The sequence below is a fragment of the Comamonas nitrativorans genome, assembly GCF_042654765.1.
Classification (GTDB): Bacteria; Pseudomonadota; Gammaproteobacteria; order Burkholderiales; family Burkholderiaceae_C; genus Comamonas; species Comamonas nitrativorans.
The window spans coordinates 30,236-48,613 of sequence record NZ_JBHSEW010000017.1 but is presented as its reverse complement, the minus strand read 5'-3'; the positions used below and the strand labels follow the sequence as shown (position 1 = coordinate 48,613).

The window sequence follows — 18,378 nt, the reverse complement described above, 5'->3', positions numbered from 1 at the left end:
AAACGGAATTGAAGTGAACTTCACTTCATATTCACATGAGCATTCAATGGCAAACTTCTATCCACCACCAAATACCCACGCTTATCGGCTGTATCTTGTTAAAGATCACAAACAGAAGTCTTTCAACTTCCAAGCACCGCTGCAATCAGCGAAGCCTTGTATTCTAGCACAGCGTTTTGCTGCTTGTCCGAAAAAACTTAAAAAGATTTTTTAGACCCTTCGCAAACTTCTCCAACACATCGGCCGGTTCGTTTAGCGAAGCCTCGCATTCTACACAGAATTTTGAGTAGCTGGCAAGTGGTGAAGAATTTTTTCTTCCCGGCTGCCGAAGCTTTCGATCCGATCTGCCGGCCACCGCCGTTGCGAGGGAGCGGACTATAGCACCGTTTTTACGGGTTTCCCCGAAGACGCTCAAACTTTGCAGGCCAGCTCCAGCGCATCGATGAACAGGGCGGCAACGTCACAGCCGGTTTGCTGCTGGATTTCCTGGAAGCAGGTGGGGCTGGTGACGTTGATCTCGGTGATGTGTTCACCGATCACGTCCAGGCCGATGAGCAGCAGGCCACGGGGCGCCAGTTGTGCGCCGATGGCTTCGGCCATGGCCTGGTTGGAGGGACTGAGCGGCTGGGCAACGCCTTTGCCGCCAGCGGCGAGGTTGCCCCGCACTTCGTTGCCTTGCGGAATGCGGGCCAGGCAAAAGGGCACGGGCTTGCCGCCGATGATGAGGACACGCTTGTCGCCAGCGCTGATTTCCGGCAGGAATTTTTGCACCATGACGCTGGTGCGTCCGCCCTGGTTGAGGGTTTCGATGATGGAGCCGAGGTTCAGCCCGTCGGCCTTGACCCGGAAGATGCCCATGCCGCCCATGCCGTCCAGGGGCTTCAGGATGATGTCCTGGTGCTGGGCATGGAAGGCACGGATGGCCTGGGCATCCCGAGTGACCAGGGTGGGGCCGAGGAATTGGGGGAACTCCATGACGGCCAGTTTTTCCGGGTGTTCCCGCAAGGCTGCCGGGCTGTTGAAGACTTTGGCGCCTTCCCGCTCGGCCTGGGAGAGCAGGTGGGTGGCGTAGAAGAACTCGCTGTCGAACGGCGGGTCTTTGCGCATCAGGCTGGCGTCGAAGCTGGCGACGCTGCGGGTTTCCGTGTGCAGCACGTCGAACCAGTCGGCACTGCCCGGAGCGGCATCGGTGATGCGGATCTGCCGCACCTGGGCCTGCGCCTGTCCGCCTGCCTGCCATTGCAGGTGCTGCGGCTCGCAGGCGTAGAGGGTGTGCCCCCGGCGCTGGGCCTCGCGCATCATGGCGAAGGTGGTGTCTTTCTTGGTGTTGAAGGCTTCGAGTGGATCGGCGATGAAAAGCAGTTGCATGGCAGTAGAAGAAAAAGTTAAGTCGTGGGGCGCACGGGCAGCTTCTGCACCAGCAGCACGGCGGCACCAGCCACCACGCCCCAGAAGGCCGAGCCTACGCCAGCCAGCGTGACCCCACTGAGGGTAACGAGAAAGGTGACGATGGCCGCTTCCCGGCGGCGCTCATCGGCCAGCGCCACGCTCAGGCCACCGGCGATGCTGCCCAGCAGGGCGAAACCGGCCACGGCCAGCACCAGCGCCTGGGGAAAGGCCAGCAGCAGGCCGGTGACGACGGCGGCGTACAACCCCAATACCAGATACGCCACGCCACACACCACGGCGGCGGTGTAGCGCCGGGCGGGGTCGGGATGCGCCTCGGGGCCGGTACACAGGGCGGCGGTGATGGCGGCAAAGTTGATGGCGTAGCCGCCGAAAGGGGCCAGCACGGCACTGGCCGCCCCGGTCAGGCCGACGATGCCGGACACGGGGACGGCGTAGCCCGCTGACCGCATGACGATCACCCCCGGCAGGTTTTGCGACGCCATGGTGACGACGAACAGAGGAATGCCCAGGCTGACGAAGGCTTGCCAGGTAAAGACCGGCGTCGTCCACTGCGGCACGGCCAGCGCCCACTGCACCTGTTCCCAGTGCATCCGGCCTTGCAGGGCGGCGGCCAGGATGCCGACCAGCAGCGTCCACAGCACCACGTAGCGCGGTTGGTAATGCTTGCCCAGGATGTAGGCGGCCAGCATGGGCAGCACGATGGCCGGGCCGCTGGCGGCGGCGGCAAAGGCGTCCATGCCGAATTTCGCCAGCACCCCGGCCAGCAGGGCCGAGGCCAGCGCCACGGGGATGCGGGCCATCAGGCGCTCGAAAATGCCGGTGGCGCCGCACAGGAAAATCAGCACGGCACTGCCGATGAAGGCACCGATGGCCTGCTCCATGCCGAACTGGCCTGCCGCACCGCCTGCGGCCAATACGGCGGCGCCGGGGGTCGACCACGCCACCATGACCGGCTGGCGCAACCACAGCGAGGGGACGATGCAGCACAACCCCACGCCCAGGCACAGCGCCCAGACCCAGGAGGTGATTTGCGCACTGCTGGCGCCGAAGGATTGCGCGGCCTGAAACACCAGGGCGATGGAGCTGGTGAAGCCCACCAGCACCGCCACCAAGCCCGCCACTACGGTAGAGAGACTGATATCGCGCCAAAACTGCACGGCTGCCGGCCCTTTCCTGCGCTGCATCCCCACCGGGGCAGAAATTAAAACAAGAGCTGCTAGCACTGATGAATAAACGATTTCAACACTAAAAGTATCTGAAATCGTTTGTTTTCAGGCGGTAGCAGCTATCCAAATAAAGAAACACGCCTCGGATTATTCGTACACCTCGGCGTCCGGGTCGGTCGCTTCCAGTTCGTAGCTGGCGGCCAGCATGGCCAGGCGGCCGATCACGCCATACATATAGAAGCGGTTCGGTGCGCTGGCGCCGGGGTGCAGGCCGGGCTGGGGCATTTGCGCACTGTGGGCAAAGGCCAGCGGCACGTAGCTGGAGCCGGGGGCGTTGAGATTTTCATCCACGCCGCGCTCGGGGTGCATGCGGTAGAAGCCGCCGACCACGTAACGGTCCATGGTGTAGACGACCGGTTCGGCCACGGCATCGTGCATCCGTTCGGAGGTCTGCACGCCTTCCTGCACGATCACGTCGTGTACCGAGACGCCATCGCGCACGAAGCCCAGCTTCTCGCCCGCCGTGGCCAGCAGGCCGGGCAGTTCCTTGGCGTCGCGCACGGTCATGATGCCCTGGCCGTAGGTGCCGTTGTCGGCCTTGACCATGACGAAGGGCTTTTCCTTGATGCCGTATTCCTTGTATTTGCGCCGGATTTTGGCCAGCAGCGCATCGACCTGGGTGGTCAGGTTCTCCATCCCGCTGCCCTGGCCGAAGTCCAGCCCCTCGGCCTTGGCGAACAGCGGGTGGATCAGCCAGTGGTCGATGCCCAGCATCTTGCCGAAGCGCTTGGCCACTTCCTCGTAGCTTTGGAAGTGGCGCGATTTGCGCCGCACGCTCCAGCTGGCGTGCAGGGGCGGCAGCAGGTATTGCTCGTAGATTTCTTCCAGGATGCCCGGCACCCCGGCGGACAGGTCGTTGTTCAGCAGGATGGTGCAGGGGTCGAAGTGCTTGACGCCCAGGCGGCGCTTGGTGCGCACCACGGGCTCCAGCACCACGCTCTGGCCGGTCGGCAGGTTGATTTCCACCGGCTTTTTCACCTCGGGGCTGATCGAGCCGAAGCGCACGTTCAGTCCGGACATCTTGAAAATGCGCTGCAGCTGCGCCAGGCTGGCCAGGTAGGAGGGCGAACGGTTGTTGTTCTCGGGGATGATGAGCAGGTTGCGGGCCTCGGGGCAGATTTTCTCGATCGAGGCCATCGTCGCCTGCACCGCCAGGGGCAGCATCGGCTCGGTCAGGTTGTTCCAGCCGCTGGGAAACAGGTTGGTGTCCACCGGCGCCAGCTTGAAGCCCGAGTTGCGCAGATCGATGGAGGCGTAGAACGGCGGCGTATGCTCCATCCACTCCAGGCGGAACCAGCGTTCGATCGCCGGGGTGGAGTCGATGATGCGTTGCTCAAGCTCGTTGATGGGGCCGGTCAAGGCCGTAATAAAGTGCGGAACCATGAATGCCCTCTATAGACAATGGAGGCCGATTGTAGGGAGTGCTGACAAACCTGGGCCAGTTTTTGTTCCCCGGTGCCCGGCGGCAGCCCGCATCAGCGGCGCCAGAAAGCGGGCGTGAGCAAGGCCATGAAACTCAGAATCTCCAGCCGGCCCAACAACATACCCAGGGTGCAGACCCAGATCTGAAAATCGCTGAGTACGGCGTAATTGGACGCCGGCCCCAGCGCCCCCAGCCCCGGCCCGGTGCAATGCACGCTGGCGATCACGGCGGAGAAGGCCGTCACCGGGTCGAGGTCGGTCAGCAGCAGCACCATGCTCAGGGTGATGATGGTGGCCCCGTAGACCAGCATGAAGGCCAGCACGGAAAAAATCATCGGGCTGTCGATCACCTTGCCGCCCACCACCACGGGCTGCACGGCACGGGGATGCACCAGGCGCGTCATCTCGCGGCGGGCCTGCTGGAACAGGATCAGCATCCGCATCATCTTGATGCCGCCGCCGGTGGAACCGGCACTGGTCGCCACGCCGGACAGGAACAGCATCAGCACCGGGGCAAACACCGGCCACGTCAGGTAATCGGTGGTGGCAAAGCCGGTGGTCGTCGCCACCGACACGACATGGAACACCCCGTAGCGCAGCGCATCCAGCGGCCCGTACACGCCCTTGGCCCACAGCAGCAGCGCCACCAGCAGGCCGCCGCCCAGCAGCACGCCGATGGTGGCCCGCATCTCCGGGTCATGCCAGAAGCTGCGCCAGTTGCCTTTGCGCAGGGCGATGAAATACAGGGCAAAGTTGCAGCTGGCCAGCAGCATGAAGATAAGGGCAATGAACTCCAGCAGCGGTGACTGGAAGTAGCCAAAGCTGGCGTCGTGCGGGGACAGGCCGCCCAGGCTCACCGTGGTGAACATGTGCATCACCGCATCCAGCGGTGCCATGCCGCCCAGCCAGAAGGCCAGGGCGCAGACGATGGAAAACAGGCTGTATACCCCCCACAGGCCCTTGGCCGTGCCTGCCATGCGCGGGGTGAGCTTGGTGTCCTTGATCGGCCCGGCGGCCTCGGCGCGGAACAGCTGGCTGCCCCCCACGCCCAGCAGCGGCAGCAGCGCCACGGCCAGGATCAGGATGCCCATGCCGCCCATCCACTGCAAAAAGGTGCGCCAGATGTTCAGCGAAACGGGCAGATCGTCCAGCCCCGACAGCACCGTGGCCCCGGTGGTGGTCAGGCCCGACACCGCTTCAAAGTAGGCGTGGGTGAAGGAAATCGGCTGGCCCAGCGCCAGCATCACGCCCCAGATCGGCAGCGCCCCGCACAGGGGCAGGCTGACCCAGGCAAAGGTGACCAGAATCACCCCGTGGCGCGGCTGCAAATCCTGTTTGTACGGAAACAGCCCCCACCACAGTCCCAGCCCGGCCAGGGCCGTCAGCCCCATGGCCAGCGGCCAGACGACGGTCATCCCGTCGCGCTGGTAGTGCGAGATTGCCCAGGGCAGCGCCATGGACAGGGCGAACAGCAGCAGCAGCGTGCCCAGCACGCGCAGAACGGGTAAGACGTCACGCATAGCGGCTTGAAACCTGTGTGAACCAGTGCCTAGAAAAACGTCGCGCCGACGCGAAACAGCCGCTCCACATCGGCCACCAGCCGCTTGTGCGGCAGGAAGAACACCACGTGGTCGTTGCTTTGCAGCACGGTATTGCTGCGCGGGAAGATGACCTGCGGCTCGGCCTGCGCCGCTGCCGCATCCGGTGCCGGCGTGCCCAGGGATTCATCGGGCAGGCCACGCACGATCAGGCCGATATGCACATCTTCCGGCAGGCGCAGGTCGCCCACTTCGCGCCCCACCACGCGGGAGGTTTTGCGGTCGCCGCGCACCACGATCTCCAGCGCCTCGGCCACGCCCCGGCGCAGGCTGTGTACGGCCTGCACGTCGCCCTTGCGCACGTGGGCCAGCAGCTCGCCCAGCATGGCCTGCGAAGGGGTCAGGGCAATGTCGATCTGCGTGCCGTGCATCAGGTCGGCGTAGCTGCGCTGGTTGATGAGCGACAGCACGCGCCGCGCCCCCAGGCGCTTGGCCAGCAGGCTGGCCATGATGTTGTTCTCGTCGTCGTCGGTCAGGGCCAGGAAGAAATCGACGTCCTCGATATGCTCCTCCATCAGCAGGTCTTCGTCGGCAGAACTGCCGTGCAGCACCAGCACTTCCTCGGGCAGTTGCGCGGCCAGGGCCTGGCAGCGTGCGGCGTTGGCCTCCAGCAGCTTGATGTTGAAGCGCCCGGGTTCGCCGGCCAGTTCCTGCGCCAGACGCTGGCCGACGCGGCTGCCCCCGGCAATCATGATGCGCCGCACCACACGCGGCGGCATCCCCGGTGCGCTGTAGAACAGTTGCAGGATTTCCTTCAGATGCTCGCGCCCGGCGATGACGAAAATCTCGTCCCCCGGCTCGATGCGCGTGCCCCCGTCGCAGCGCACGAAACGGTCGGGGCCGTCGGCAAAGCGCCGGTAAATCGCCACCACGCGCAAGGGCAGCGCCGGCGTGTGCGTCCGCAGCCCCTCGATGGTCAGCCCCGTGGCCTGCGCCCCCAGCCGCGCCCGCACCGAGGCCAGGCAGGCCCGCCCCCCGGCAAAGCTGCGCACCTGCAGCGAGGCCGGGAACTCGATCAGCTTGCTGATGTAGCGGGTCAGCGACGCTTCCGGGCAGATGATGGCGTCCACCGCAAAGCCCTCCGGCCCCATCAGCGGCTGCTCCACCTCGAAGCCCGAGGAGCGCACCCGCGCAATGCGCGTCGGGATGTTGTAGAGCATGTGCGCGATCTTGCAGCACACCAGATTGGTTTCGTCCTGGGCCGCACAGGCGATGAGCAGGTCGGTATCCCGCGCCCCGGCCTCGCCCAGCACCTTGGCGTCGATGCCGTCGCCTTCCACGCAGCGCAGGTCGAAGCGGTCTTGCAGCTCGCGCAGGCGCTGGCCGTTGGTGTCGATGACGGTGATGTCGTTGCGCTCGGACACCAGGCTCTCGGCCACGCTGTAGCCAACCCGGCCTGCGCCCAGAATGATGATTTTCATATCAGCGGCGCACTTGCCCCTCGCCCAGCACCACGTATTTGAGCGAGGTCAGCCCCTCGATGCCCACCGGCCCACGGGCGTGGAATTTGTCGGTGCTGATGCCGATCTCCGCGCCCAGACCGTACTCGAAGCCATCGGCAAAGCGCGTGCTGGCATTGACCATGACGCTGGACGAATCCACCTCGCGCAGAAACCGCTGCGCGTGCAAGTGGTCGCGCGTCAGGATGGCCTCGGTATGGCCGCTGGAATAGCGGTTGATATGCGCAATCGCCGCCTCCAGCCCGTCCACCACCTTGATGCTGATGATGGGAGCCAGGTACTCGGCGCTCCAGTCGTCTTCGGTGGCATCGGCCAAAGTGGCGCCCGGCACCGATGCCAGCAGCGCCTTGCTGGCGGGGCAGACGCGCATTTCCACGCCCTTGGCGGCAAACACGGCGCCGATGCGCGGCAGGAAATCCGCCGCCACGCCACGGGCCACCAGCAGGCTTTCGCTGGCGTTGCAGGGGCTGTATTTCTGCGTTTTGGCGTTGTCCGTCACGGTCACGGCCATGTCCAGATCGCAGGGATCGTCCACGTAGGTGTGGCAATTGCCGTCCAGGTGCTTGATGACGGGCACCTTGGCCTCAGCGCTGATGCGCTCGATCAGCCCCTTGCCGCCGCGCGGAATGATCACGTCCACGAACTGCGGCATGGTGATCAGCGCCCCGACGGCAGCGCGGTCGGTAGTCGGCACCAGCTGCACGCCGTGCGCGGGCAGGCCCGCTTCCTCCAGCGCCTGCACCACCAGCGCGGCCAGCGCCTGGTTGGAGGCCAGGGCCTCGGAACCGCCGCGCAGGATGCAGGCATTGCCGCTTTTGATCGACAGGCTGGCCGCCTCGATGGTCACGTTCGGGCGGCTTTCGTAAATCATGCCGAACACGCCGATGGGCACGCGCATCTGCCCCACGCGGATGCCGCTGGGCTGCTGCTTCATGCCCATGATCTCGCCAATGATGTCGGGCATGACGGCCAGCTGCTCGCAGCCCTGGGCGCAGGTTTCCAGCACTTGCGGCGTCAGGCGCAGGCGATCGACCATGGGGGCGGCCAGACCCGCCGCCTGGGCGCGTTCGATGTCCTGCGCGTTGTGTACGGCCAGTGCATCGACATTGCTGCGCAGCAAGCGGGCCAGACTGCGCAGCGCCTGGTTTTTCTGCGCGGCGCTGGCCTGCGCCATCTGCGCTGCCGCCGTTTTGGCCTGGGCGCCCAGGCGCAGCATGAGTTCGGGGGTGGAATCCGGGGAATGGGTGGCGGTAGTCATGTGCGGATTTTCACCGAGAACGCCCCATCAGCGTCGTCACAACCAACGCACACGGCCTACACTGCCGGGAATCCCCCTCAACCACCAGGAGAAGCACCATGACCACCGGCCACGCCCTGATGCAATTGCAAGCCCTGCACGACAACCTGCTGCGCTACGAGGAATGCGCCGTCAGCGCCAGCGCACTGAGCGAGCAGGCCCGCGCCTCCACCGATCTGCTGTCCAGCCTGCCGCCGCGCTACGGCGAGGTACTGCTGCAACTGCTGGATCGCCTGGAAGCCAGCACCCTGGCCGCCGAGGAAAGCTGCACCTTCAACCAGCAGGAGCTGCGCGACAACCTGTACGGCTGGGTGGACAAGGCCCGGGAACAGCTGGACAGCGCCGACCAGCGTTCCTAAAAACATAGCTTTTACCGCACGTATTCATTAAATTTCAAGATAAAAAATATCTGAAATCATTGAAAAACAAGCGGTACAAGCTATCTTTTCAACATCCAATCACGCCACATAACGAATCTCCGGGTAATCCGTCCGGGGCAAACGGTCACGCAAAAAGGCCAGCAGCCGCTCGATCAAGGGCAGCTTGCCCGCCTCGTCCGGCCACACCAGGTAATAGCCGTCGCCGGTGCCCACGGCGGTTTTCCAGGGCAGCACCAGTTGCCCGGCGGCCAGCGCGTCCTGGCACAGCGCCAGATCGCCCACCGCAATGCCGTGCCCGGCCATGGCCGCGGTATTGCCCTGCTCCAGCGTGTCGAACACCTGGCCGTGACGCAAATCCAGCGCTTGCGGGTGGCCGGACTTTTCCAGCCAGCGCCGCCAGTCGCGCCGGTCGGGCGAGGGGTGCAGCAGCGCCTGCCCGATCAGCGATGGCGGTTGCGGGCCAGCGCCGTCCACCAGCGCGGGCGCACAAATCGGAATCAGCCACTCGTCGAACAGCAGGGCGCTGCGCGTGCCCGCGCCAAAGTGCCCTGTGCCCAGCAAGATGGCGCAGTCGTACGGCTCGGTGGCGAAATCGACGGCGTCGATGTCCATCCAGATGCTGCTGGCCTGCACCTCGAACCCCGGTGCGGTATCTCTGAAAGCGTGCAGGCCGCCCAGCAGCCAGCGCATGGTCAGGGTGGACGGGGCCTTGAGCCGCAAGGTATTGCGCTGGCCGTGAAACAGGGCACAGGCCGCCTCGATGCGCTGAAAACCCTGGCGCAACTGCACGGCCAGCATCTCGCCCTGCGGCGTCAGCGCCAGCCGGGGGCCGGTGCGCAGGAACAGCTTGCAGCCAAAGTGCGTCTCTAGCGTTTTCAGGTGTTTGCTGATCGTGCTTTGCGTCACGTGCAGCGCCTGCCCGGCCAGCGTGACCGACCCCATGCGGGCCACGCACTCGAACGCCCGCAGCGCATACAGCGGCGGCAATGTGGGAACCATGCGTTTCACTCCTCGAAGGCCACAGTTTTTTCCATTATTCAAAGCGGGGGCAGGCTTGCAGAATCCGGCCCATGAACTACCCGCTGCTGCTCGCCTACACGCTGTCCATTGTCTTGCTGATCGCCACCCCCGGCCCGGTGGTGGCGCTGGTGCTGAACACCGCCGCCAGCGCCGGACGGCGGCAGGCTTTTTGCACGATTTTGGGCACCAATGGCGCTTCGCTGCTGCTCATCGGCCTGTCCAGCCTGGTCATTTCCGGCCTGTTGCTGGTGCGCGATGGCTGGCTCGTCGGCCTGAGCCTGCTCGGCAGCCTGGTGCTGCTGTGGTACGCGGCCACTGCACTGCGCAGCGCCTGGGGTAGCGCGGCAACCGTGGATACCCCCCATGCCACGCCCCTGCCCCGTGCCCGGTCGGGCAACGCTGCCGCCATCGTGCAGGGGCTGCTGGTGGGCCTGTCCAACCCCAAGGACATCGTGTTCTTTGTCGCCTTCTTCCCGCAATTCATCGCCATCACCACCCGGCCATCCACCAGTCTGGCCGTGCTGACGGCCCTGTGGGTGGCGGCAGATTTTCTGATTCTGCTGGGCTACGCCACGCTGCTGCGCACGGCGTTTTTCCAGCGACACCGGCACTGGGTGGCGCGGCTTTCGGCCCTGTTCCTGCTGGCGGTGGCCGTGGGCGGGTTGGGGTACGCCGTCCACGGCCTGCTGTTTACGCCATCGCCGTGATGATGCCACCGCCCATGCAGACCTCGCCGTCATACAGCACAGCTGTCTGGCCGGGCGTCACCGCCCACTGCGGCTGCGCCGTGCAGTACCTGGGTGAAGTACCCCGCCTGCACTTGGACGGACAGCAGGCCAAGGCACCTTAACGCCAGAGTTCAGCGGCGGCCCATCAGGGCCGTCCGCTGCAACGGATCGTTGGGCGACGCACCAAGACTAGTTAAGGACATCCACAGCCTTTACATCGATCTCGGGGCTTTCCATGAAGTCCTTTTCAACTTCGCCTCTGATGCGAACTCGGGTTTTTTCGTTGATGGCGGGGCCAAGAAAAATATCGCTGTCTATCTCTACCCGTATCTGGTCTTTTCCGTCGGAGAAAATGTACTTTTCAGTGGTGAGTTGCTTGACGATGTGGCCGCTAATATCCACCGGGGAGTCGTCTTTGGCGGATAGAGCAGCCGCCACGGATTGAATGGGTGCTTGAGCGCCAGGCCCTGTGTACTGTGCTGCGGCATTGATTGAAGAAAGCACCAGCACAGGAAAAGCCAACAATGCAGTTTTCGAAGCTTTCATGAATATCTCCTATTGAGGTTGAAAATGGCAACTATTGAAGCACGCGGCGGCACCCAACGGCCAAGGTAAGCGGCTGGCCGAAGGCCAGTCCGCTTGACCACAGAGTTAGACCCGCAGGCCAAAAGGGAGCGCCCAGCCTTGGAGACGGACGCGACCCACGAAAAAGCGCTGCACCACCGAGGCGGCGTAGCAAATGAAAAATAATAGCTGTCTGTGCATACTATACAAGGGCTAAAAACCAAAAAAGCTTAAAATTTGCGCAATGCAACCAGGCGAAACCCAGCAGAGCGCCCAAACCCACAATCCCAACCGCTTGAAAACCTGAATGCAGTTTGAAAAAGCATGGTTTGAATATAGCGGGTTTTAAAAAAGACTAACGCCTGAATTAAGCCGCATGGCGAAGCAACGTCGGCTTGAATGAATTGTTAGGTGCTAAATTTGGTGCCCGCCAACATACTGGTTTGCGTTTAATGGAGACTACTCCACCCCGGTAATAATCCCGCCCCCCAAACACACGTCCCCGTCATACAACACCGCACTTTGCCCCGGTGTGGCGGCCCATTGGGGCTGGGCGCGGCAGTCCAGGGTAAAGGTGCTGCCATCAGCCTGCACCAGCTCGGTGGCCGCATCCGGCTGGCGGTAGCGGGTTTTGCTGCCGTAGGCGCCCGGCGCCGGGGCGTGGCCGGCCACCCAGCTGACCTGATCGGCCTGCACCTGGGTGGACAGTAGCCAGGGATGGTCATGACCTTGCACCACGACCAGGGTGTTTTTCGCTACGTCCTTGCGGGCGACAAACCACGGCGCATGGTCGCCTGCGCCCCGGGCGGCACCTTTTTCCTTCACGCCGCCGATGCCCAGGCCGGAGCGCTGGCCCAGGGTGTAGAACGACAGGCCGACGTGCTGGCCCAGCTTGCGGCCCCGGTCATCGACGATGGGGCCGGGTTCCTTGCTGATGTAGCGGTTGAGAAATTCGCGGAAGGGTCGCTCGCCGATAAAGCAGATGCCGGTGGAATCCTTTTTCTTGGCGTTGGGCAGGGCTAGTTCCTGGGCGATGCGGCGCACCTCGGTCTTGCACAGGTGGCCGATGGGGAACAGTGCCTTGGAGAGCTGCGCCTGGTTCAGCCGGTGCAGGAAGTAGCTTTGGTCCTTGCTCGCGTCCACGCCCTTCAGTAGCTCGAACAGGCCGGTGGCGGCGTTCTGGCGCACGCGGGCGTAGTGGCCGGTGGCGATTTTTTCGGCGCCCAGGCGCATGGCGTGGTCGAGGAAGGCCTTGAACTTGATCTCGGCATTGCACAGCACGTCCGGGTTGGGCGTGCGGCCTGCCTGGTATTCGCGCAGGAACTCGGCAAACACGCGGTCTTTGTAGTCGGCCGCGAAATTCACATGCTCGATCTCGATGCCCAGCACGTCGGCCACGCTGGCGGCATCCAGGAAGTCCTGGCGGCTGGAGCAGAACTCCGAGTCGTCATCGTCTTCCCAGTTTTTCATGAAGATGCCCACCACCTCATGGCCCTGCTGCTTCAGGACATGGGCGGTAACGGCGGAATCCACGCCGCCGGACAGGCCGACGACTACACGTTGTTTTTTCATGGGGCGCAATTATCGGTTTTTGCCGCCATCGCCGGCTGGCCGTGGCCTTCTTCCCCGCTGAGCGCATCCACGATCTGCCGATTGCTGTAATCCGACGAGCGCTGGTACAGCGCCAGACCGAACTGCGGCAGCATGGCGATCAGATGGTCGATGACTTCGCCCTGCGTGGCCTCGTAGTCCACCCAGGCGGTGGCCACGGTAAAGGCATACACCTGCAGCGGGATGCCCAGGGCGGTCGGCTCCTGCACGCGCACCATCAGAATCATGCCGGGGGCGGTGTTGATGCCGGGGTGCGCCTGCAGATACGCCAGGGCATAGGCGCGGAAGGCCGCCAGATTGGTGTGGCCGGGCGGCGCGGCCTGAAAAAATTTTTCCATCAGCGGCCATTGCGCCAGGCGGCTGCGCTGGGCGGGCGTGAGGGGGGCCACCGTGGCCGCATCGATGGGCAGCGCCCGCATGATGCGCCGCCCGCCACCGGCGAACATGCTGCGCCAGTTCTTGAAACTTTCACTCATCAGCTTCCAGGTGGGAATGCTGGTGATGGTCTTGTCCCAGTTCTGCACCTTGACGGTGTTCAGGTTGATTTCGACCACCGCGCCGTCGGCGTTTTCCTTGGGCATCTCGATCCAGTCGCCCACGCGCAGCATATCGTTGCTGGCCAGTTGCACCCCGGCGACGAAGGACAGAATGGTGTCCTTGAACACCAGCATCAGCACCGCCGACATCGCGCCCAGGCCCGACAGCAGCAGCAGCGGGGAGCGGTCGAGCAGCGTGGCCGCGATCAGCAGCAGCGCGACGATGGCCACCACCAGCTTGCCCAGCTGCACATAGCTCTTGATGGTGCGCGTTTGCGAGGCGCGGGGGCCGTCGTACGCCTCGTAGGCATCGTTGAGTGCATCGAGCAGCGCCGCCACGGCCCGCGCGACGTGGTAGACGGTGAAGGCCGCCGCCAGGTTGTGCAGCGTGTTGGCCGCCGGTGCGGCCAGATGGGGCACGCCGTACACGCCTTGCTGCATGACGATGGAGGGCACGGCCTTGGCAACGCGGCGCAGCACGTCGTCGTGCAAAACGATGTGCAGCCAGCCGCGCCCCCACTGCTCGCGCCCGTGGCGCACCACGCGCAGCAACACCACGCGGGCGATCACGCCGGCCACCGTGGCCAGCACGGCCAACACCACCAGACCCACGGCGGCCTTGGCCCAGGGCTGTAAATCTGCAAAAGCTGCGCTGAAGAACTCCACGCATCCTCCTTTTTCTGGAAAAACGTTCTCAATCCGCCCCCAGGAGTGGGGGCACCTAAAATGCCAGGGTTTGGCAGCGTCCGGCTGCTGTTTTCTTTACCGCGCCCCACGCCCTCTTCCCTGACTCCCTGACCATGCAAGACAAATACAACCACCTCGAAGTCGAATCCGCCGCGCAGACGCACTGGCAAATGCACGATGCCTACCGTGTCACGGAAGACAAAGACCGGAAAAAGTTCTACGCCTGCTCCATGCTGCCCTACCCCAGCGGCAAGCTGCACATGGGGCACGTGCGCAACTACACCATCAACGACATGCTCACGCGCCAGTTGCGCATGCAGGGCTGGAACGTGCTGATGCCCATGGGCTGGGATGCCTTTGGCCTGCCCGCCGAAAACGCGGCGCTGAAGAACAAGGTGCCGCCCGCCCGGTGGACGTACGACAACATTGCCTACATGAAGAAGCAGATGCAGGCGATGGGCCTGGCCATCGACTGGAGCCGCGAGGTGGCCACCTGCGACCCCGAGTATTACAAATGGAACCAGTGGCTGTTTCTGAAAATGCTGGAAAAAGGCATTGCCTACCGCAAAACCCAGGTGGTGAACTGGGACCCGGTCGACCAGACCGTGCTGGCCAACGAGCAGGTGATCGACGGGCGCGGCTGGCGCACCGGCGCCCTGGTGGAAAAGCGCGAAATCCCCGGCTACTACCTGAAGATCACCGACTACGCGCAGGAGCTGCTCGACCACGTGCAGGTCGGCGGCGACAAGGCCACGCTGACCGGCTGGCCCGACAAGGTGCGGCTGATGCAGGAGAACTGGATCGGCAAGTCCAGCGGCGTGCGCTTTGCCTTCACGCACGACATCCAGGACAGCAGCGGCCAGCTGATTCAAGACGGCAGGATGTACGTCTTCACCACCCGCGCCGACACCATCATGGGCGTGACCTTCTGCGCCGTCGCGCCCGAACACCCGCTGGCCCAGCACGCAGCGGCCGGCAATGAAAAACTTGCCGCCTTCATCGAGGAATGCAAAAAGGGCGGCACGACCGAGGCCGAACTGGCGCTGAAAGAAAAAGAGGGCATGGCCACCGGCCTGTTCGTCACCCACCCGCTGACGGGCCAGCAAGTCGAAGTATGGGTCGGCAACTACGTGCTGATGAGCTACGGCGACGGCGCCGTGATGGGCGTGCCCGCCCACGACGAACGCGACTTTGCCTTTGCGCTGAAATACCGGTTGCCCATTGCGCAGGTGGTGGCCGTGGAAGGCGAAACCTTCAGCACCGCCGCCTGGGCCGAGTGGTACGGCGACAAGCAGAAATGCGTGTGCGTGAACTCCGGCGTGCTGGACGGCCTGAACCACGCGCAGGCCGTCGACAAGGTCGCCGCCCTGCTGGCCGACAAAGGCCTGGGCGAGAAAAAAACCACCTGGCGCCTGCGCGACTGGGGCGTGAGCCGCCAGCGCTACTGGGGCACACCGATTCCCATCATCCACTGCGCCGATTGCGGCCCGCAGCCCGTGCCCGAGCAGGATTTGCCCGTGGTGCTGCCGCCCGATCTGGTGCCGGACGGCAGCGGCAACCCGCTGGTCAAGTCCGAAGTCTTCCACGCTGGCGTGACCTGCCCCTGCTGCGGCAAGCCCGCGCGGCGCGAGACGGACACCATGGACACCTTCGTCGATTCGTCCTGGTACTTCATGCGCTATTGCGACGCGCACAACCACGATGCCATGGTGGGAGCAGGTTCGGACTACTGGATGCCGATGGATCAGTACATCGGCGGCATCGAACACGCCATCCTGCACCTGCTGTACGCCCGTTTCTGGACCAAGGTCATGCGTGACCTGGGGCTGGTGAAGGTGGACGAGCCGTTCACCAAGCTGCTGACGCAGGGCATGGTGCTGAACCACATCTACAGCCGCAAGAGCGCCAAGGGCGCCAAGGACTACTTCTGGCCGCACGACGTGGAACATGTGCTGGACGACAGCGGCAAGGTCGTCGGCGCCAAGCTGAAAAACGCTGCCGAGAGCAGCGACGGCCTGCTGCCGGTGGGCACCGCCATCGACTACGAGGGCGTGGGCACCATGTCCAAATCGAAGAACAACGGCGTCGATCCCCAGCACCTGATCGAGAAATACGGTGCCGACACCGCGCGGCTGTACACCATGTTCACCGCCCCGCCCGAGCTGACGCTGGAGTGGAACGACGCCGCCGTCGAAGGCAGCTACCGCTTTCTGCGCCGCGTCTACAACTTCGGCCACAAGCTGCTGGGCATCAACTACGTGCCCGCCATTGCCCTGGCGCTGTCTGCCGACAGCCTGGACGACATCACCTTCGATGCGCCCGCCAAGGCGCTGCGCCTGGAAGTCCACACCGTGCTGAAGCAGGTGGATTACGACTACCAGCGGATGCAATACAACACCGTCGTCTCCGGCGCGATGAAGATGCTCAACGCGCTAGAAGGCTTCAAGGGCCTGGACAGCGCCGAAGGCCAGATTGCCGCCATCGAAAGCTTCGGCATCCTGCTGCGCGTGCTGTACCCGGCCACGCCGCACCTGACCCATGTGCTGTGGCAGGAACTGGGCTACGCCAAAAAGCAAGGCGACCTGCTGGACGCCGCCTGGCCCCAGGTCGACCCCAAGGCACTGGAGCAGGACGAGCTGGAGCTGGTGCTGCAAGTCAACGGCAAGCTGCGCGGCAGCGTGCGCGTGCCCGCCAGCGCCGACAAGGCCGAAATCGAACGCCTGGCCCTGGCCAGCGCCGATGCGCAAAAGCACATGCAGGGCGCCGCGCCGAAAAAAGTGGTGGTCGTGCCAGGCCGCCTGATCAACATCGTGGTGTAGGCCATGCAAGCATCCAAACGCCGCCTCCTGACGCTGCTGGCCAGCGCCCCCTTGCTGGGCCTGACCGGCTGCGGCTTTGCCCTGCGCGGGCGGGCGCAGTACGCCTTCGGCTCGCTCTACCTGCAGGCGCCCGAAGGCTCCGAACTGGGCCGGGCGCTGCTGCGCCAGCTCGCCGCCTCCAGCCACGACCTGCAACTGCTGCTGCCCCCGCAGGCCAGCCAGGATGCCGACGTCACCCTGCGCCTGCTGGGCGAACGCCAGCAGCGCGTGGTGCTGGCCAAAACCGTGGCCGGGCAGGTGCGCGAGCTGCAACTGCGCCTGTACGTGCGCTTCAGCCTGATCGGCAAGGATGGCCGGGTCTGGATCGAAGACAGCGAGATCGAACAGACCCGCGACATGAGCTACAGCGAAACCCTGACCCTGGCCAAGGACGAGGAAGAAGCCAGCCTGGTGCGCGACATGCGCCAGGACATCGCCCAGCAGTTGCTGCGCCGCCTGGCGCTGGTGCAGCCCCCGCCGCCAGCGGCCCAATGACCGCCCAGTAACCATCGTATGACCTGCGTATGCAACTGGCGCTGAACCAACTGGCGGGCCATCTGGCCAAGGGCCTGCGCCCGCTCTACACCCTGCACGGCGACGAGCCGCTGCAATTGCAGGAAGCCGCCGACGCCATCCGCAGCGCCGCCCGCGCTGCCGGGTATGCCGAGCGCAGCGTGTTCACCGTGCAGGGCGCCCACTTCGACTGGAGCAGCGTGCTGGCCGCCGGCAGTGCCCTGAGCCTGTTTGCCGACCGGCAGATCATCGAACTGCGCATCCCCAGCGGCAAACCCGGCGGCAAGGACGGCAGCGCCGCCCTGGCGCAACTGGCCCAGCAGGCCGGGCAGGCACAGGACGTGCTGACCCTCGTCCACCTGCCGCGCCTGGACGCCGCCAGCAAGAAAACCGCCTGGTTCACCGCGCTGGACACGCACGGCGTCCACATCCCCGTCCACCCGATCGAGCGCGAACAGCTGCCCGGCTGGATTGCCCAGCGCCTCAAGGCCCAGGGCCAGCACGTCGCCAGCGGCGAGGCCGGGCAGCGCAGCCTGGCGTTTTTTGCCGATCAGGTCGAAGGCAACCTGCTGGCCGCGCACCAGGAGGTGCAAAAGCTCGGCCTGCTCTACCCCGCCGGGGAATTGACGCAGGAACACATCGCGCAGGCCGTCGCCAACGTGGCCCGCTACGACGTGTTCAAACTCTCCGAAGCCGTGCTGGGCGGCGACCTGGAGCGCACCACGCGCATGCTGGACGGCCTGCAGGCCGAGGGCGTGGCCGAAGTGCTGGTGCATTGGACGCTGGCCGAAGACATCCGCAACCTGCAACGCGCCCGCACGGCGCTGGACGCGGGCGAACCGCTGCCGCTGGTGCTGCGCCAACTGCGCGTCTGGGGCAAGAAGGAACAGCTCTTCGCCCAGCTGCTGCCCCGGCTGCGCCCGGCCACCCTGGCCAAGCTGCTGCTGGCGGCGCACCAGGTGGACGGCATCGTCAAGGGCCTGCGCCTGCCCGGCTGGCCGCAGGACGGCTGGCAGGCGCTGCACCGGCTGGCCTTCGAACTGGCCCAGGCGGCGCGGGCGCGATAAA

General features: G+C 64.7%; 17 protein-coding genes and 1 pseudogene. 6 read left to right on the top strand and 12 right to left on the bottom strand.

Annotated elements, in window-relative coordinates; all coding sequences use genetic code 11:
- A partial coding sequence (locus ACFO3A_RS14805) for a hypothetical protein (protein WP_377727953.1) occupies positions 1-214 on the top strand: 214 nt, incomplete at its 5' end.
- Between the two features lie 197 nt (positions 215-411).
- On the opposite strand, the gene gshB is transcribed toward ACFO3A_RS14805, so the two are convergent.
- From gshB to ACFO3A_RS14775, 6 genes are all read right to left on the bottom strand, one after another.
- Complete coding sequence (gshB, locus tag ACFO3A_RS14800) at positions 412-1,368, bottom strand: glutathione synthase (RefSeq protein WP_377727951.1); 957 nt, start codon at positions 1,366-1,368, stop codon at positions 412-414.
- Positions 1,369-1,385: 17 nt separating this feature from the next.
- Positions 1,386-2,567: a benzoate/H(+) symporter BenE family transporter gene (locus ACFO3A_RS14795; protein ID WP_377727949.1), complete on the bottom strand. Its 1,182-nt coding sequence runs from the start codon at positions 2,565-2,567 to the stop codon at positions 1,386-1,388.
- Between the two features lie 156 nt (positions 2,568-2,723).
- Positions 2,724-4,019: a glutamate--cysteine ligase gene (gene gshA, locus ACFO3A_RS14790; RefSeq protein WP_377727947.1), complete on the bottom strand. Its 1,296-nt coding sequence runs from the start codon at positions 4,017-4,019 to the stop codon at positions 2,724-2,726.
- Positions 4,020-4,111: 92 nt separating this feature from the next.
- The gene (locus tag ACFO3A_RS14785; RefSeq protein WP_377727945.1) at positions 4,112-5,578 is read right to left on the bottom strand and encodes a TrkH family potassium uptake protein; all 1,467 of its coding nucleotides are present in this window, start codon (positions 5,576-5,578) and stop codon (positions 4,112-4,114) included.
- 29 nt (positions 5,579-5,607) lie between these two features.
- Positions 5,608-7,077 (bottom strand): Trk system potassium transporter TrkA, encoded by a 1,470-nt coding sequence (gene trkA / locus ACFO3A_RS14780; RefSeq protein ID WP_377727943.1) that lies wholly within the window; start codon positions 7,075-7,077, stop codon positions 5,608-5,610.
- A gap of 1 nt (position 7,078) precedes the next feature.
- Positions 7,079-8,374 carry a glutamate-5-semialdehyde dehydrogenase gene (locus ACFO3A_RS14775; RefSeq protein ID WP_377727940.1) on the bottom strand — a complete coding sequence of 432 codons (1,296 nt, stop codon included), beginning with the start codon at positions 8,372-8,374 and terminating at the stop codon, positions 7,079-7,081.
- 98 nt (positions 8,375-8,472) lie between these two features.
- Between ACFO3A_RS14775 and ACFO3A_RS14770 the strand changes: the two genes are divergently transcribed.
- Entirely contained in the window at positions 8,473-8,772 is a 300-nt protein-coding gene (locus tag ACFO3A_RS14770; protein WP_377727938.1) for a hypothetical protein, read from the top strand.
- Between the two features lie 99 nt (positions 8,773-8,871).
- Here ACFO3A_RS14770 and ACFO3A_RS14765 read toward each other — a convergent pair whose 3' ends face one another.
- Positions 8,872-9,792, bottom strand: a complete 921-nt coding sequence (locus ACFO3A_RS14765) for a LysR substrate-binding domain-containing protein (RefSeq protein ID WP_377727935.1) — start codon at positions 9,790-9,792, stop codon at positions 8,872-8,874.
- Positions 9,793-9,863: 71 nt separating this feature from the next.
- On the opposite strand from ACFO3A_RS14765, the gene ACFO3A_RS14760 reads away from it, so the two are divergent.
- Positions 9,864-10,520 (top strand): LysE family translocator, encoded by a 657-nt coding sequence (locus tag ACFO3A_RS14760; protein WP_377727933.1) that lies wholly within the window; start codon positions 9,864-9,866, stop codon positions 10,518-10,520.
- Here the strand turns inward: ACFO3A_RS14760 and ACFO3A_RS14755 are convergent.
- The 5 genes and pseudogenes from ACFO3A_RS14755 to ACFO3A_RS14735 form a co-directional block, all read right to left on the bottom strand.
- Positions 10,504-10,596, bottom strand: a pseudogene (locus ACFO3A_RS14755) (aminomethyltransferase beta-barrel domain-containing protein); the annotation flags it as partial. The gene ACFO3A_RS14760 and the pseudogene ACFO3A_RS14755 sit on opposite strands and share 17 nt — an antisense overlap.
- Before the next feature lie 134 nt (positions 10,597-10,730).
- Positions 10,731-11,087, bottom strand: coding sequence for a NirD/YgiW/YdeI family stress tolerance protein (locus ACFO3A_RS14750; protein ID WP_377727931.1), 357 nt, complete (start codon positions 11,085-11,087; stop codon positions 10,731-10,733).
- The gene (locus tag ACFO3A_RS14745) at positions 11,084-11,329 is read right to left on the bottom strand and encodes a DUF1010 domain-containing protein (protein ID WP_377727928.1); all 246 of its coding nucleotides are present in this window, start codon (positions 11,327-11,329) and stop codon (positions 11,084-11,086) included. Before ACFO3A_RS14745 ends, ACFO3A_RS14750 begins: the two co-directional genes overlap by 4 nt.
- A 235-nt stretch (positions 11,330-11,564) precedes the next feature.
- Positions 11,565-12,677, bottom strand: a complete 1,113-nt coding sequence (gene mnmA, locus ACFO3A_RS14740) for a tRNA 2-thiouridine(34) synthase MnmA (RefSeq protein WP_377727925.1) — start codon at positions 12,675-12,677, stop codon at positions 11,565-11,567.
- Entirely contained in the window at positions 12,674-13,918 is a 1,245-nt protein-coding gene (locus tag ACFO3A_RS14735) for a mechanosensitive ion channel family protein (RefSeq protein ID WP_377727923.1), read from the bottom strand. Before ACFO3A_RS14735 ends, mnmA begins: the two co-directional genes overlap by 4 nt.
- Before the next feature lie 134 nt (positions 13,919-14,052).
- On the opposite strand from ACFO3A_RS14735, the gene leuS reads away from it, so the two are divergent.
- From leuS to holA, 3 genes are read left to right on the top strand one after another with little or no spacing between them, the layout of a single operon-like run.
- Positions 14,053-16,758, top strand: coding sequence for a leucine--tRNA ligase (gene leuS / locus ACFO3A_RS14730; RefSeq protein ID WP_377727921.1), 2,706 nt, complete (start codon positions 14,053-14,055; stop codon positions 16,756-16,758).
- A 3-nt stretch (positions 16,759-16,761) separates the two neighbouring features.
- On the top strand, positions 16,762-17,292 hold the full coding sequence (locus tag ACFO3A_RS14725) for an LPS-assembly lipoprotein LptE (RefSeq protein ID WP_377727919.1): 531 nt from the start codon (positions 16,762-16,764) through the stop codon (positions 17,290-17,292).
- 29 nt (positions 17,293-17,321) lie between these two features.
- Positions 17,322-18,377 (top strand): DNA polymerase III subunit delta, encoded by a 1,056-nt coding sequence (holA, locus tag ACFO3A_RS14720; RefSeq protein ID WP_377727917.1) that lies wholly within the window; start codon positions 17,322-17,324, stop codon positions 18,375-18,377.
- Position 18,378: the final 1 nt, after the last annotated feature.